This is a genomic window from Ferrimicrobium sp., assembly GCA_022690815.1.
Classification (GTDB): domain Bacteria; phylum Actinomycetota; class Acidimicrobiia; order Acidimicrobiales; family Acidimicrobiaceae; genus Ferrimicrobium.
This window is the reverse complement of record JALCZJ010000002.1, coordinates 94,136-110,092: the sequence shown is the minus strand read 5'-3', so window position 1 is coordinate 110,092 and position 15,957 is coordinate 94,136. Positions and strand designations below refer to the sequence as shown.

Below are 15,957 nucleotides of genomic sequence, written 5' to 3'. Positions count from 1 at the left end.
CTCTTCACAGTTCATCGTAGGACGATGACGTTTGGATCACACGCAGCGCCGTAGCACAATTCCAAAAGTCCAGGCACCGAGACGTCACAAGCACCGGCCTCAACGTTCGATCACCATCGTTTGGACCTCGATCCGATTATGGCCGCCCCTTTGCACTATGAGATCGGGCCCTCGCAACCCAGCGGCTCGCACGAATCGATCGCTTGTTGACCCAGAGCCACGGTGCTGATTCGCCACCGGGACTCGGGTCAACAGGGAAAGGGTTGGGCGATGCTGTGTTCTCGACCGCACCGCTTGTACGACCGAGGCCCAGCAAGCTGGTGCTATGGCGGCGGATGTCTTTCGGGAGATTGCTGATGCTTGCTGACAAAGGCTGCCTGCCCCCTTGATATTCGCTAGCGGTCCTGCTAGTCGACGACTGCCTCGTTCGGTGATGGCTCGGCCGTCGTCTCGGTTCCATGGACGTATTTCTTACCGCGTAGCAATGAGGCGATACCAGCCAGCACGCAAGCGATGGCGCCAAAGAGGAATGCCAAGTTCAACCCGTCTGAGAATGGTTTGCTCAGCAATGTTGGGAAGAAGCGGCGTCCGCTCAAGATCGCAGCTGAATGTGCAGGCAGGTGGCTCAAGAACGCCGCGCCGAGGATGCTCTTGATTGGATCGTAGCCCAGCAGCGCGGCAAAGAGGCTCGATATCGGTGGCAGATGGGAGACCTTGGTCGCCACTGCACTTGGCACGTTGTTGACTACCAAGCCGTGGTAGAGTGCAGCAGGCAAATCCGAGGCGATTCCCGAGATCATCAGCGTGAAGAAGATGCCCATCGAGAGGACCATGGCGGCATTTTGAAAGACACCTGACATACCAGCTCCAGCGCCGCGTTGATTGGGAGGGAGGCTGTTCATGACGGCTGCACGGTTCGGGGATGCAAAGAGGCCCATCGCGAGCCCGTTACCGAGCATGAGCAGCGCGAATGGTAGATACGAGAAGTTGATCGGGAGAAAGTCAAAACCAACAAAGGTCAGTGCCGCGAGCGCCATTCCTGTCGTCGCAAAGGGTCGAGCACCATACTTGTCAGAGAGGATGCCAGACACGGGCCCGGCGATGAGGAATCCCGCGGTGAGCGGAAGCATGTAGATACCCGCCCAAAGTGGGGTCACCGAGAAGTTGTAACCATGGAGTGGCAACCAGATGCCCTGGAGCCACATGACGAAGATGAACATTAACCCACCGCGCCCGATGGCGGCAAGTAGTGACGCGAAGTTACCGGCTGAGAATGCCCGAATTCTGAACAGCTGGATTCGAAACATCGGGTACTTGACCTTGGTTTCCGCAATGACGAACGCCACCAACAGAACGAGACCAATTGCAAGCTCGATTAACACCCTTGGACTGCCCCAACCCATCGCCGAACTCCCGTAGGGCTCGATACCGTAGGTGATGCCGACGAGGAGAACGGTGAGTCCGACGGCGAAGAGCACGTTGCCTAGCCAATCGATCTTTGCTGGTGTGCGAACTCCGTTGTCACGGAGCTTGAGGTAGGCCCAGATGGTTCCAGCGAGCCCGATCGGAGCTGAGACGACGAACACGAGCCGCCAGTCAATCGGTGCCAGGAGACCGCCAACGACCAGTCCAATAAATGCCCCGGCGATACCAGCGATGTTGTTGATACCGAGGGCAAGTCCACGCTGGTTGTTTGGGAAGGCATCGGTCAAAATGGCAGACGAATTTGCAAAAAGGAAGGCACCACCAACCCCCTGACCGAGGCGCATGCCGACGATGAAGGCACCACCAGCTTGCCCGTGGAGCCAGTTGACGGAGAGTAGGATCGAAAAGAAGGTAAAGATCGCGAAACCTAGGTTGTACATTCGAACTCGACCATAGATGTCGCCGATGCGCCCGAGCGTCACCACGAGAACAGCGGTAACGAGCATGAAGCCTAGCAGAATCCACAGCAGGTAAAACGAGTTCGCCGGGATCAGCGGATTCAACTTGATGCCACGAAAGATCGCTGGCAACGCGATAATGAGAATAGATTCGTTGATTGCAACGAGTAAGACGCCGAGCGTTGTGTTGCTGAGTGCAATCCACTTGTACCGGTCTTCGTGAGACGTTAACGTTGTCACAAAACCTCCCTTACGCCTCCACAGTTTATTTGCTTGTACCAAGTAACTGTCTGTTGCGGACCAACATTTTTCGGGCATCTTGCGTGTCGCCGCAAACTGCTTTGACCACTACATGAACCATGACGCGGTCACCCGGTCGACTTTTGGTGTTGAATCGCTCATCCTGTGATCGTGTGGGCCGGTAGGAGGCTGCTCGCCGGGTTAACCTGAAGCTATGCCTGGATCAATACTTGGAACATCAGTCGTTCGCGTTGAGGACCCGGCCCTGCTTACCGGGGCTGGTAGCTTCGTCGACAACACTCCGATCACGGGCGCGGTACATCTGGTCTTTGTACGCTCTCCGTTCGCGCATGCGCACATTGACCGTATCGATATGAGCTTGGCAGAACAAGCCGAAGGGGTGGTTGGAGTCTTTTGCGCCCGAACACTTGGCCTTCCGGCATTTCACGGTTTTGCTGCACTCAACAAAGCTGTGCCACGCCCGCCGTTGGCTAGCGAGACGGCGTACTTTGTCGGTGATCCAGTGGTGGCGGTCGTTGCGCGAACTCGGGCCGAAGCCCTCGATGCCGCTGACATGGTGACCATTGACTATACGCCCCTCGAGGCTGTAGTGGACATGGAGCATGCCCTCGCCACTGGTGCTCCTCAGCTCTACGCTGGAGCCTTGCACAATATCGCCGCGGGCTACCGTGACCCGGGCGACGCCGATGTCCTCGACGACGCCGAAGTGATCGTCCGTGGTCGTTTCATCAATCAACGTGTATCGGTTGCACCAATGGAGGGTAACGCCATCTTGGTCGTTCCGACACCCGAGGATGAACAGCACCCATGGACGGTCTATATCTCAACCCAGATGCCACATGCCGTCGCCGATCTCTTAGCAGGTGTCTTTGACGTTGATGCCTCATTGATACGGGTGATCGCGCCTCATGTTGGAGGCGCCTTTGGGGGTAAGGCTGGCATCGTCGCTGAGCACGCGGTAGCGTTTGCACTGGCAAGACGTCTTATGATGCCGGTCAAGTGGGTGGAGAGTCGATCCGAAAACATGGTTGCTATGCCCCAGGGCCGTGGCCAGGTCCAGTATGTCGAACTCGGACTCACGCGAGAGGGGGTCATGACGGGATTGCGTTGCCGGATGATCGGTGATGGTGGTGCCTATGGTGGCTTTGGTGGCGGGCTGGTATTGGGGCCGACCCGAACAATGGCACAAGGGGTCTATCAGATCCCGAAAATCGCCTATAGCGCCGTCGCTGCCTTTACGAATACCACCCCAGTCGGCGCATTCCGAGGAGCAGGACGACCCGAAGCGGCTGCGTTCTTAGAGCGAATCGTCGATATGGCAGCAGACGAGCTGGGGATTGACCCGGTTGAGATTCGCCGGCGCAACCTCTTGAGCGCGGATGCGTTCCCGGTCACAACCCAGGTTGGCACCACCTATGACAGTGGGGATTACCGCAAGGCCTTGGATCGCCTGTTGGAGGCCGTCGACTACCAACAGCTTCGTCAAGAACAGGCGCGCCGGCGAGAACAAGGGGATCCGATGCAGCTCGGCATTGGCGTGGCGACCTATGTCGAAATCACTGCGGGAGGAGGCCAAAACGAATACTCGTCGGTAGAGATTCACCCTGATGGATCGGCCACGATTGACGTTGGCACCTCAGCACATGGCCAAGGACACGCAACCTCGTTTGCAATGATTGTGTCCGATCGTCTAGGTATTCCGCTGGATCGGATCGAGTTCCGCCAGTCTGATACCGCTATCATTCCCCGCGGAGGAGGCACCGGAGGGTCGCGGTCGCTCCAGATAGGAGGGTCTGCGGTTGCTGGCGCTGCGACCCTGGTGCTTGATCGTGCGCGGCGGTTGGCGGCCAATCATCTTGAGGCGGCGGAGGATGACATCCTCGTAGCGGAAGGTGGCCTGAGCGTGGCTGGCGTACCAAGTGCCCATCTAACATGGTCACAGTTAGCAGAGCTTGCCGCCCAACAGGACGCTCCATTACGTGAGATCTTCGATTTCACCCAAGCGAGTGCGACATTCCCGTTTGGAGCCCATCTCTGTGTCGTAGAGGTGGATACCCAAACCGGTAAAGTACGGCCGCTGCGCCACGTCGCCGTTGACGATTGCGGGCGTATCCTCAATCCATTGATTGTCCATGGCCAACAACATGGCGGTATCGCCCAGGGAATGGCGCAAGCGCTGTGGGAGGAGGCTATCTATGACGGCGATGGGAACCCCCTCTCGGCGACGTTTGCCGACTACGCTGTCCCTTCGGCAGCCGAGCTTCCATCGTTCGAAGCGTTGAACACCGAGACTCCCACCCCCTATAACGAACTTGGAGCGAAAGGGATTGGCGAGTCGGGCACAATTGGCTCAACACCCGCGGTAGTCAATGCGGTCGTTGATGCTCTGTCACATCTAGGCGTGCGCCACATCGACATGCCGTGTACCCCTGAGAGGGTTTGGCGTGCGATCGCAGACGCTACCAAAACGGGTCAAAGGTCCACGTGGTCAGAGCCGGGCGACATCTTTGGTTCCCTGCCGATTCGAGGTTCTGACACGTCATCTGACGCTGCGGATGTCGATATTTGAGGCTGAGCCCAGCGTACCGGCACGCCATCGGCGTTACAGCGTGCCGACGATAACCACGCCTCGCAGACTCTTCGATGTCTTTGTTGTGGCTAGCTGCTGGCCTGATCCAGTGGCCGGATGTCATCAGGTGTCCGCGGATGACTTCAGACGATTCTAAGGTTGAGTTCTTGTTCAGCCTCTGCATGGTGGCGTGGATAGCATTACTCACGATGCCGCGGCCACGTGCGCTGATCGGCTGAGTCGTGAACATCATGGCCAAGGTGATGGTGCGCTAGGGTGGTCGTATGCGTGTTCGACTCCATCGCCTGGTGTCAGGTTTTGCGGTCGCCTCAGTGCTGCTCGCCGCCTGCGGAAGCACAAAGGTGCAATCGCAGGCATCTCACCCGGTTGATACGTCCTCGGAGCCAACCTCCATTTTGGCAAGGCTTCCCAAGAGCTTCCCGGTTCGGGTTGTGCCTTTGCCCAAAGGTGCCTCGCTCATCAATGTTGCTAACGATTCCACCAAACACCGGGCTCAGTTTCAATTGACCTACGCCCCCAGTCCCTCGTCGCAAGCGGCCTTCATGAATCGCTACGTCAAGGCGCTCAAAGGCCTCGGTTTTGTCCAGAAGCAGGACTCGTATGCCAACACGCCTTCAGCTCTCTACAGCTTGGACGATACCCATTGGGAGGTACTGGTTGAGGGTAGCTCATCGACCGTTGGTGTCTCGGTCGTCGCCTTGAAGTAGCCGGGGTGGTTCTGGCTCGACGTAGGCCGGTGCCAGACACGACGAAGCCTTCGCTGTCTGCTGGAGAGCTGATTACTGTGGTGTCGAAGACAGCCAGTCTGCGAGGCTGGCCACTGGCGTCCTCGTCGATTGTTGTGAGCGCCACCACTGAGATATTGAATCGCTAACGCACGAACACTGGCTCGTGTGGTCGGAGTGCCCAACATAGTTCAGTCGTTGCTCTCGGTGCCGATAGTTACTCTGAGCAAGGCATCAAGAGCGGACAAGGGGCGCATCGTGGCGAACTGTGAGACCTGTGGAACCTATCGGTCGACTGATCTAGTGACCGAAGATCCGGGAGTCTTAGTGGTTGCCGATGATGAGTTGCGTCGGCGGGTACGTCAACTTCTGGTGCGCGCGGGTATCGAATGTGCCACGCAGGGCACAGTGTTGATTCCGAGCGATGTCGCGATTGACCGGGTTGTTGCGCTATTGGGCGATGGTGATCGCCTAACGGAATTCCAACAAGATCGAATTCGTATCTATCGCATCGATCCATCGTCTCGTGAACTCGGTTGGTTGGGAATGTCAACAACACTTGGGGCGCTCGTGACAGCTCTAGAGATGCCTGAGGTCGGCGCGTGCCTTGAACGTGGTGATATTGAGACACATTTTCAACCCATTGTTGGTGTCCAGGCCCACCAGATCGTTGGTTACGAGGCGTTGAGTCGAGGACGTGACCTTCGTGGCGAGATCATCACTCCGTACCAGCTGTTCAGCTATGCTCAACAAACCGATTCGATCTTTTACCTAGACCGCCTCGCGCGAGAGACGGCGATCCGCTCGGCGGCAAAGGTGGACCTTGAGGGAAGGCTATTCATAAATTTCCTCCCCAACGCCATCTATGACCCACGTCAATGTCTCAAGACGACGCTAGCTATCGCGAATGCATGTGGATTTGACCCTAGCCGCATTGTTTTTGAGGTCAGCGAAAGCGAACAGATCGTTGATTTTTCTCATCTCAAGACTATCTTTCGGTACTATCGCAGCCATGGGTTTCAGGTAGCACTTGATGATGTCGGCAGCGGCTATGCCGGACTGAACACCCTGATTGAGCTGGTACCCGATGTGATAAAGCTCGATCGTGACCTCATTCATGACATCGATCAACGACGCTTCCAGCGGGCGATCGCCGCCGGGGTCATCACTGCCGCAAGGGGAGAGGGCATTGAGGTGGTTGCCGAGGGAGTCGAGACGGTAGCCGAGCTCTCCTGTGTTGTTGACCTTGGTGTGACGCTGATCCAAGGATTTGTTTTTGCCAAGCCTGCGGCTGACCCCATACGCAGCATCGAATGGCCAGGGGCCGTCTAGACAGACTGGTGGAAGGGCGCGGGTGCAAGAGCCCTGGCGAAGACCAACGCGCGAACTGGCCGAAGACGTTGTAAGGCAGTGAACCTGGACGACCTGTGTGTGATGCTACTATCGGTCAGCTGTCTCACTGGATTGGTTGCGTTCGCGACGAGTTTTGATCCTGATAATGGTAAAGGCTATCCAGCCGATAGGTATGAGCAGCCAATAGGAGATGAGGCGGTAGACCAGAACGGCGGTGATTGCATGACGCGCTAGGGCCCCAAAGGTGATGAGTACCGCACTCAGACTGCCCTCAATGATCCCCAGCCCACCTGGAGTGATGGGAACGACGCCGATGATCTGACTCGCGGCGTATCCAAGAATTACACTGGTCCACGGGATCGGAAATCCTAGAGCTGGGAAGACGAGGATGAGACAGCCGAGATCGAGCCCCCATTCGGAGACGCCGAGGAGCCCAATGATGAAGCTGTCGAGCACGCCTACATGGATGTCGTCGAGGAGCGTGTTCCATTGCTGGAGCGCTGGGTGTAATCGGTTGCGAAGGCGGGGAGGGAGATGTTGGCTGATTCGAAGACTCCAGTCAAGCACTCGCCGCCACAGCGACACCCGCGTGAGCACGGTCACCATTACAGTAAGCACAATCACGGCGAGCGCTCCTAGGCTCGCTGGCCCGCGCTTGCTGCCGAAGATCAAAGCGATGAGGAGGCCGAGCAGTGTTAACGCGGATAATCCAAGTGCAAGGGCGACAAGGACCGTCACCATGACCCAGGTCGCGTTGGCTGCATCGACTCCGTGGCGGCGATATTGGGCAAATCGAAAGGCGCTGGAAAAGACCGGCTCGCCCGGAAGCGAATCGGCGATCGCGTCGGTGGCCAGCGTAATACCCAGTAAGAAACGCAACCCGATGCGAAAACCAGTGACGTTGAGCAGTTTGCGCTGGAGAAGGGCATAGCTCACCACAGAGAGGAACTCCGCAAGTCCAGCCAATAGCATCCACCCAAAGCGAAGCGTCCTGAGCCGGTCGAGTGCGAAGACAAGCTCTGATCGGGAGTGGAACAGGATGACGAAGACAACACCGGCGACGATGATTCCTATTACCATGCGAACGGTTGGTCGTGCAAAGAAATGCCGGAGGCGCACTACCTAAGTGTAGTGGTAGTGTTGGCATCTAAGAGGGCGTGGATACTGCGGACTCACCGTCGGCAGCACTCGTCCGAATACCGGGTCAGGAGGACTGCATCCAGGCGAAGCTGGGCTCTAGCGCTCCTGGGCCTTCGCTGGCGACCGGGTGAGAGAAAGAGAGGAATCTAGTGGACTTCCATGGAACAATTGGTCGAGATTGGCGTACTTCAGTACCCTGGTGGCCCAAGGAACCTCGCCCGAAGGCGGCAAGTCCAAACGTGGTAATGATAGTCTTGGACGATGTTGGTTTTGCCCAACTTGGTTGTTACGGATCTGACATCGCAACACCGAGAATGGATGCACTTGGAGCCAGAGGTGTACGGATGGCGAATTTCCATACCACCTCACTTTGTTCGCCGACCAGAGCCTGTCTGTTGACAGGCAGAAACCATCACCGTAATGGGATGGGTCGTGTGGCCGATCTGGCTATTGGCTTCCCTGGCTACTATGGCAAACCCCCCAAAGAAAATGGATTCCTGTCTGAGGTGCTGCGATCTCAAGGTTATGCCACCTATGCCATCGGTAAGTGGCACTTGACCCCAGATGATGAGACCCACATGGCAGCCTCTCGTGCGTCATGGCCCCTTGGGCGTGGTTTCGACCGGTGGTATGGATTCCATGGGGGAGAGACACACCAGTTCTTCCCAGCGCTCTATCACGACAACCATTCGCTGCGTCCACCACGCTCCTACAACGATGGCTACCATCTAACAGAAGATCTTGTCGATCATGCAACAGCGTTCATCGCAGATCTTCGAGCTGTTGAGGCGTCACGTCCATTTTTCTTGTACTTTTGCCCTGGAGCTTGCCACTCCCCCCATCAACCGCCCAAGCGATGGGCAGACCGATACCGAGGCGCCTTCGATGAAGGTTGGGACCGCTGGAGGGAGGCAACCTTCGCTCGGCAGCTGGAAAGTGGGATCCTTCCCTCGAGTACCCGTCTCTCGATGCGCCCAGATTGGGTGCGTCCCTTTGAGGAGCTGGACCAGACCGAGGCCGCGGTCGCCGCGCGTTTCATGGAGGCCTTTGCCAGTTTTCTTTCCCACACCGACGAACAAATTGGGCGCCTGCTTGACTTTGTCGATGATCTTGGTGAGCTCGGTAACACAATCGTGGTACTCGTGTCGGATAACGGAGCGAGCGCCGAGGGCGGGCCGGAAGGCTCCATCAACGATATTCGGTTGGCGAACCTTGATCCAGCCACGACACAGGAGATGTTTGACCGCATCGATGAGATTGGTGGACCCTTTACCCACAACAACTACCCCTGGGGTTGGACGATGGCCGGGAACACGCCATTTCGGCGTTGGAAACGTGAGGTGCATGAAGGGGGTGTCGCGGATCCTTGCATTTTGTCTTGGCCCAATGGCCATCTCGATGAAGGAGGAATCCGACATCAGTATTGCCACGCTATCGATGTGCGCGGCACGATTCTCGAACTCCTAGGCATTGCTGAGCCTGCAGTGATCGACTACGTACCTCAGACGCCAGTGGATTCTCTTAGCTTTGCCTCATTACTACGGCCCGACTCAGCGGATGTTCCTGCGTTGCGAACGACTCAGTATTACGAGATGTTCGGCTCGCGAGCCATCTACCGCGATGGCTGGAAAGCCGTCGCCTTCCATCCCATTGCGCCGCTCTATGACGACAAAAACCCGAACGACGACTTCGACGATGATGTCTGGGAGCTTTACCACGTAGCAAATGACCTGTCGGAGGTGGAAGATCTCGCACAACAACACCCCGAGCTCTTGGCCAACCTTGTCGAACAGTGGTGGCTCGAGGCGGAGCGCAATCAGGTTTTGCCACTCGATAATCGGATTCTATGGGCCCTGGTCCATCCAAAGCCGGATCAACGCGTCAATCCTGATCGCATGCGCTACTTCCCTGGAGTCTCCCAGGTTCCTGAGGTGGTGGCGATCGATCTCAAGTATCGTTCCTATCGCATTGAGGTGGAGTGCACTGTACCCGCTGGCGTGATGCCCAAGGGTGTACTCATTGCACAAGGATCTGCGCTGGGCGGCTGGTCGCTCTATGTGCTCGATGGGCGTATTCACTATACCCACAACCTCTACGGCAAAACCCGTCACACAATCGCGATCACTGATGCCATTGGAACCGGTCGACACCTGGTGAGACTAGTCTTCAGTAAAGATGGTCGCGATGGAGGTCAAGCGACACTCAGTGTTGATGAGGATCAATCTACCTCGATCGCCCTCGATCGGGTTCCCCCTGCGGGGTTGAACGGGGTAGGTGCTGGGTTGACATGTGGTTATGAATGGGGGCCATCCGTCGGCGACGGTTATGAGGCTCCTTTCGCGTTCACAGGAACCATTGAGCGTGCCGTGATCGAGGCAATGGGGCCACGAGTACGTGATCCACTCGCTGAGATAGAGGCCATTCTCGCCCAACAGTAGTGAGATGCTCACCTTTGGTCAGCTGTCGCCACGTTCACCTCTCCTCAGAGACAAAGGTTGTGCAACAGAGGCATCAGGTGGCTATGTATGAGGGGTTTGTGAGGGAATTGTTAGTGATATATTAGGACAGTCACTAACTAACTTTCGTATCAGATGCTCTGGTGGTTTTTAGCTATCTCCCAGGGGTACCGCCCTAGGCTACGCGCTCGTAGCTATATCGTTCATCGTGTTGAAAGTTAGGTTCCATGGCACAGCATTGGAGACGGTGGCAACGCGTCGCGGCGGGAGTCATCGTTGGGTTGGCGCTTGTCGGCGTCGGTTATGGTCTGAGAAGTTTCACCACATCGGCGACGAGCGCGAAGAGCTTTGTATTGGTTCCACGGACGCTAACCGTCTCGGAGACATCCGCTTCTCAGCAAGTTGCAGCCTCAGGCACGGTTGAGCCGAGCCAAGACCAGACGGTTGATTTCCTGACTTCAGGAACGGTTGCCTCGGTCGAGGCGACGGTGGGTGAGGCGGTAACGCCCTCAACGTTATTGGCGAGCCTTGATACTGCTCCGCTGCAGGCGGCCCAGGCCCAGGCCCAGGCCCAGCTCACTGCCGCCGAGACGAAGCTCACCGCCGATCAGGATGCCGCGGCTCCAAGTGCAACGATTCAAGCAGATCAGGCGACGGTCACTGCTGATACGACAGCTCTGGATACCGCTAAGCAGAATCTATCAGATGCATCGTTGTATGCTCCATTTGACGGAACCGTGACGGCTGTCGATCTCGCTACCGGTCAAAGCGTTGGGCCCTCGTCCGGCGGTAGCGCCACCAAAGCGCAAACGGTCGGTATCACCATTGAGTCGTCGAGTTCCTGGGTCGTCAACGCCGCTGTGAGCGATGCCAACATCTCGGGGGTCCAGGACTCCGAACAGGCGACCGTGAGTGTACAGGGGACATCGAGCAACGTGTATGGCACCGTAACGTCGGTTGGTCTCGTGGCGACGACGTCGAGTGGCGTAGCGACATTTCCTGTCACAATCTCGGTCACTGGAGACCCAAAAGGTCTCTACGCAGGGTTGCCAGCCACCGTGAGTATCGTCACCAAGGTAGAGCCTGACGTCATCGAGATACCAACGCTCGCTGTACATTCTTTGAGTTCGTCGCCGTACGTTCTTGAGTCGACTCGGTCGGGTCAACGGAAGGTTCCGATCTCGGTAGGTTCCATCACAGGCGCTGAGGTGGTTGTGACCAAGGGACTCGCGAGTGGTGACAAGATTGTTGAAGATGTTCCGTCATTCGCTGGGGCAACAGGCACCACGTCTATTGGGCGAGGAGCCTTCGGTCGGCGAGGAGCCTTCGGTGGAGGAGGAGCCTTCGGTGGCTGATGTGATCTCCGTTCGCGACGTTACGAAGCGCTACCTGTTGGGTTCGGTGGTGGTTGAAGCCCTTCGTGGAGTCTCGATGACGGTCGAGGAGGGACAGTTTCTCACGATTACTGGACCATCCGGGTCCGGTAAGTCGACGCTCATGCACCTTCTCGGCTGTCTTGATGTTCCAACTGCCGGACAGATACTGATCTCGGGTGAGCGAGTGGACCAGATGGGAGAGGTTGAGCTCGCTCGTTTGAGGAATCGCAGAATCGGATTTGTCTTTCAGCAGTTTAATCTTTTGGCGTCGGTGGACGCGGTGGCGAACGTCGAGTTGGGCCTTCTCTATGCTCGGGTTCCGAAGGCTGAACGTCGTGAGCGAGCCAGCGAGCTCCTCGATAGGATTGGCCTCGGCAACCATTTGCGGCATCGGCCCATGGAGCTCTCTGGTGGCCAGCAACAGCGCGTCGCTATCGCCCGCGCCCTCGTTGGCGATCCGGATCTCATCCTGGCAGATGAACCCACAGGCAACCTCGACTCGGTGAGTGCTGAGGAGATACTGACTATCTTCGATGAGCTTCACGCTGGTGGTAGGACGATCGTCGTGATCACCCACGATAAACAGGTGGCTGCTCGGGGTTCGCAATCGTTGGCGTTGCGTGATGGACGGATTCTTGGAGACGCCGCATGAGATTTGGTGAGTTGCTTCGCGTTGGGTTCGAGGCAGTGCAGTGGAACCGGATGCGCTCGCTGCTGACAATTTTGGGCATCGTCATCGGTATCGCCGCTGTGATGGTGACGGTTGGCCTTGGCGAAGGTGCGCAGGCCAAGGTGACCAATGAGATCTCCGCCCTCGGGTCAAACCTGTTGACGATCTCGCCGGGTGGGTCGACTGCGGCGACGGCTGCCTCAGGCGAGACACTGACCCGCCAAGACGTGCTGGCCCTCGCGTCGCATCGTGTAGCCCCTGCGATCGAAGCCGTTGCGCCGTTGGTGCAAGGCAATGAAACCATCACCTATGGTACGACGAGCACATCGATGATCGTCTACGGGTCGACACCAAATTGGTTGACCGTTCGGTCTCGATCGGTGGCGGCCGGTGAGTTCTTCACCGCCAACGACGAGGCGGAGGGAGCTAACGTCGTGGTGCTTGGTTCGCAAGCGGCCTCCGAGCTCTTTGGAGGGCGCGATCCGGTCGGAGAGACGGTGACGGTCGGAACGACCCCGATGACGGTCATCGGGGTCCTGAACTCAGTCGGTTCCGGCACCTCGCCGACGTCGAACCAGGACGATCTGGCCATTGTGCCATTGACAAGCGCTGACAATTCGTTGTTTGGTACGACCTCTAACGACGCGGTCGACTCCATCTTGGTGAAAGCAACCAGTGGAGCAACGTTGTCGGCCGCCTACCAGGAGGCTGACAATGAACTCCTGATGCTCCACCAGATCTCCAACCCTGCTGACGCAAACTTCACCATCACGGCAGAACAGTCACTGGTGACGACAGCGACATCGGTGAGTTCGACCTTGACAGCCCTCCTAGCCGGGATTGCTGGAGTCTCACTGTTGGTCGGCGGTATCGGTGTGATGAACATCATGTTGGTGTCAGTGAGCGAACGTACGCGCGAGATCGGATTGCGCAAGGCCTTAGGAGCTCGACCACGAGATATCAGAGCACAGTTTCTGGTGGAAGCACTAATGCTCGGCATCTTGGGTGGCGGTATCGGCGCGGGTATTGCCCTTGTCGCTCAACACGTCTTGCCATCGGTGATCTCAGATCCGATCAGCATCCCGGCGTGGGTAACGGCAGGAGCGATCGCTATCGCCATGGTGATCAGCGTCGTCTTTGGTGTTTACCCGGCGACCCGAGCAGCACGACTTTCGCCGATCGAGGCGTTGCGGACCGAATAAGGAGGAGTAATGAAAGAGGCCAAGTGGATTGGTACGGTGGTGGTCGTGCTTGGGGCTGGACTGCTCTTGGCGGCCTGTGGGTCGACGGCAAGCACCGAGGCGACGTCATCAGCGACGACGCCTCCAGCAACGTCGGGTTCGAAGGTTCCAGGAACATCAAAATTCCCTGCACGCTTTCCTGGGAAGGGTCACTTTACGCCACCAGCCGCATCCGGAGTGATTGAAGCCATCTCACCGAGCGCAAGCATGCAGGTTCAGGGAACTTCGACGGGTGAGTCGACAGTCAAGTGGGGTTCATCGACCACCTTTGCCCAGACTGTGACAACCAAGGCGAGTTCGTTGCGTGCTGGTGAGTGTGTTTCGGCTGTGGAGGTAACCCCATCTGGTTCATCGACGGCAGTGGTGCGAGCTCTGACGATTCTGCCTGCCACCAACGGTTGTTCCGCTGCAACATTTCCGACGGGTGGTGATCGGCCAGGCCGAGCGTTCGGGTCAGGTTCCTTTGGGAACAGGAAGTTTAACTTCGGTAGTTTCAAGGCCATTGTCGGTACGGTCAAGACCGTGGAGACGAACGCGGTGGTGGTTGTCGAGACGAAGGGATCGACTGTTGTCACGATTCCGGTCTCGAGTACCACGGCCGTGACTGAACATTCGTCGGCGACGGCATCGGATCTCGCTGTCGGAAAGTGTGTGACGGTGCAGGGCACGACGAACTCAATCGGGGTAGTCACGGCAAAGTCAATCGCCATCTCGGACCCAACGAATGGGAGTTGCTCTGCCTTTGGCGGCGGCTTCGGTGGCGGCGGCTTCGGTGGTGGCGGCTTCGGTGGTGGTGGCGGTTTCGGTGGAGGCGCTAGTGCCTAGGTGGCGGGTGGCTGCCGTGGCAGCGGCTGTGCTGGTCTTAGTTGTCGGGGCATCGGTCGGTGTCGCTATCGGTCTTCGCCACTCTGGAGGGAGCTACCAGGTTGCTGAGGTGACGCGCGGTTCGGTCGAAGCGACGGTGGTCGGCGTTGGTGTGTTGGCCCCGGCGTCGCAGGTGTCGGTCGTGCCATCGGTGAGCGGGACGGTAGCTGCGTTGAATGTACACGTTGGTGAAGCGGTGTCACAGGGAGCGACGTTGGCAACGCTAGACCCATCTCAACATGCGTCCGCCTCCTTACAGACGGAGGAGGCTGCGCTCGCTGAGGCGGAGACAGCGCTGGCCGAAGCTGAAGATCCAGCATCGCAGGGATCGGACACGCCGAGCACCCCGGATGCGTCGGGCCCCACGTCAAAGGCTGATACGGCTCAGGCCCTAGCGACGTTATGTACTACGCCCAGCCCGCAAGAGCAGAAGGCGTGTTCAACCTTGAAGGCTGCGTTGAGCTCTCAAGGAAAGGGAGACACAGCGGTGACTCCGACTCAAACAGTTTCCACCACGGCTGTCGCTGATGACCAGGCTGTCGTGGCGGCGGATCAAGCGCAGATTGCGTCGTTGCAAACATCGAATGTAGCGAGTCTGATCGCACCGATTACCGGTACGGTTGCGAGCGTCGGGATTGCTCAAGATCAGCAGGTAACCCCGGATAGCTCCACCGAGGCCATTACCATTATTCGCCCTGGGGCGATCATCGATGCGGTGCCTGTGAGTTTGACCGACGCTGCGGAGCTGCGCGTTGGAGATGGTGCTGTGGTGGAGCCGGTAGATTCTCGTGTTCGATACCGTGGAACGGTCGTGGCGATCGGCACAACGCCAACCACGAGCGCCACCACCGGGTTGACCACCGTGCAGGCGACGGTGCAACTCAAAGATGCAAAACTTACCATCTTTGATGGCGTGACGGCGACGACGACGATTGACACCGCTCAGGCTCGCAATGTAGTCGTGGTGCCCACGTCCGCCATACGACGGATTGGGAGCCGGATGTTTGTCGATCTTGTCACGGGAGGCAAGCTGAGACCAACCACCGTAGCCACTGGAGTAGTCGGCGTCGTCGATACCCAGGTGACAAAGGGCTTGGTCTTTGGTGAGCAGGTGGCTTTGGCAAGACTAGACGAACCTTTGCCAACAACCACGAGCGGGTTTGGCGGGTTTGGAGCCTTCGGTGGTGCAAGGGCATTCGCTGGTAGGGCTGGACGTAGAGCCTTCATTGATGGGGCTTCAAGTTTTGCTGGTGGCATTCCATAGGAGTTCACTCATTGACGCCAATGGGAGGTCGATGATCAAGGGAGAGCAAGCGCTAGCAACCCAGCTCTTTGGTGGAGTTCGCCAGAGGGTCGGCGTCCGATCACGATCGCTGCAGCATGTCCGGGACCAGTCAT

The 15,957-nt window shown here is 57.7% G+C and carries 11 protein-coding genes; 9 read left to right on the top strand and 2 right to left on the bottom strand.

All coding sequences use genetic code 11. The features are described 5' to 3' along the window. Positions 1-407: 407 nt before the first annotated feature. Complete coding sequence (locus MP439_01265; GenBank protein ID MCI2974694.1) at positions 408-2,123, bottom strand: MFS transporter; 1,716 nt, start codon at positions 2,121-2,123, stop codon at positions 408-410. Positions 2,124-2,337: 214 nt separating this feature from the next. Between MP439_01265 and MP439_01260 the strand changes: the two genes are divergently transcribed. The 3 genes from MP439_01260 (at position 2,338) to MP439_01250 (ending at position 6,791) form a co-directional block, all read left to right on the top strand. Further along, positions 2,338-4,713 carry a xanthine dehydrogenase family protein molybdopterin-binding subunit gene (locus tag MP439_01260; protein MCI2974693.1) on the top strand — a complete coding sequence of 792 codons (2,376 nt, stop codon included), beginning with the start codon at positions 2,338-2,340 and terminating at the stop codon, positions 4,711-4,713. A gap of 284 nt (positions 4,714-4,997) precedes the next feature. Continuing rightward, positions 4,998-5,441 carry a hypothetical protein gene (locus MP439_01255; GenBank protein ID MCI2974692.1) on the top strand — a complete coding sequence of 148 codons (444 nt, stop codon included), beginning with the start codon at positions 4,998-5,000 and terminating at the stop codon, positions 5,439-5,441. Between the two features lie 276 nt (positions 5,442-5,717). Next, on the top strand, positions 5,718-6,791 hold the full coding sequence (locus MP439_01250) for an EAL domain-containing protein (protein ID MCI2974691.1): 1,074 nt from the start codon (positions 5,718-5,720) through the stop codon (positions 6,789-6,791). A 108-nt stretch (positions 6,792-6,899) separates the two neighbouring features. Here MP439_01250 and MP439_01245 read toward each other — a convergent pair whose 3' ends face one another. Continuing rightward, on the bottom strand, positions 6,900-7,892 hold the full coding sequence (locus MP439_01245) for a flippase-like domain-containing protein (GenBank protein MCI2974690.1): 993 nt from the start codon (positions 7,890-7,892) through the stop codon (positions 6,900-6,902). A 305-nt stretch (positions 7,893-8,197) separates the two neighbouring features. Here MP439_01245 and MP439_01240 point away from each other — a divergent pair, with 305 nt between their 5' ends. From MP439_01240 to MP439_01215, 6 genes are all read left to right on the top strand, one after another. Then, the gene (locus MP439_01240; GenBank protein MCI2974689.1) at positions 8,198-10,390 is read left to right on the top strand and encodes an arylsulfatase; all 2,193 of its coding nucleotides are present in this window, start codon (positions 8,198-8,200) and stop codon (positions 10,388-10,390) included. A gap of 245 nt (positions 10,391-10,635) precedes the next feature. Beyond that, on the top strand, positions 10,636-11,763 hold the full coding sequence (locus MP439_01235; protein MCI2974688.1) for an efflux RND transporter periplasmic adaptor subunit: 1,128 nt from the start codon (positions 10,636-10,638) through the stop codon (positions 11,761-11,763). Next, positions 11,738-12,436, top strand: coding sequence for an ABC transporter ATP-binding protein (locus MP439_01230; GenBank protein MCI2974687.1), 699 nt, complete (start codon positions 11,738-11,740; stop codon positions 12,434-12,436). Before MP439_01235 ends, MP439_01230 begins: the two co-directional genes overlap by 26 nt. Then, positions 12,433-13,656, top strand: a complete 1,224-nt coding sequence (locus MP439_01225; protein MCI2974686.1) for an ABC transporter permease — start codon at positions 12,433-12,435, stop codon at positions 13,654-13,656. The genes MP439_01230 and MP439_01225 overlap by 4 nt, the downstream gene beginning before the upstream one ends. A gap of 9 nt (positions 13,657-13,665) precedes the next feature. Next, entirely contained in the window at positions 13,666-14,520 is an 855-nt protein-coding gene (locus tag MP439_01220) for a hypothetical protein (protein MCI2974685.1), read from the top strand. Beyond that, complete coding sequence (locus MP439_01215; GenBank protein MCI2974684.1) at positions 14,438-15,823, top strand: HlyD family efflux transporter periplasmic adaptor subunit; 1,386 nt, start codon at positions 14,438-14,440, stop codon at positions 15,821-15,823. The genes MP439_01220 and MP439_01215 overlap by 83 nt, the downstream gene beginning before the upstream one ends. Positions 15,824-15,957: the final 134 nt, after the last annotated feature.

Bases quoted from the DNA above. Each gene is read 5' to 3' on its own strand.
- MP439_01260 (MCI2974693.1), top strand. From the start codon at position 2,338: ATGCCTGGATCAATACTTGGAACATCAGTCGTTCGCGTTGAGGACCCG.
- MP439_01255 (MCI2974692.1), top strand. From the start codon at position 4,998: ATGCGTGTTCGACTCCATCGCCTGGTGTCAGGTTTTGCGGTCGCCTCA.
- MP439_01245 (MCI2974690.1), bottom strand. From the start codon at position 7,892: ATGGTAATAGGAATCATCGTCGCCGGTGTTGTCTTCGTCATCCTGTTC.
- MP439_01240 (MCI2974689.1), top strand. From the start codon at position 8,198: ATGATAGTCTTGGACGATGTTGGTTTTGCCCAACTTGGTTGTTACGGA.
- MP439_01235 (MCI2974688.1), top strand. From the start codon at position 10,636: ATGGCACAGCATTGGAGACGGTGGCAACGCGTCGCGGCGGGAGTCATC.
- MP439_01225 (MCI2974686.1), top strand. From the start codon at position 12,433: ATGAGATTTGGTGAGTTGCTTCGCGTTGGGTTCGAGGCAGTGCAGTGG.
- MP439_01220 (MCI2974685.1), top strand. From the start codon at position 13,666: ATGAAAGAGGCCAAGTGGATTGGTACGGTGGTGGTCGTGCTTGGGGCT.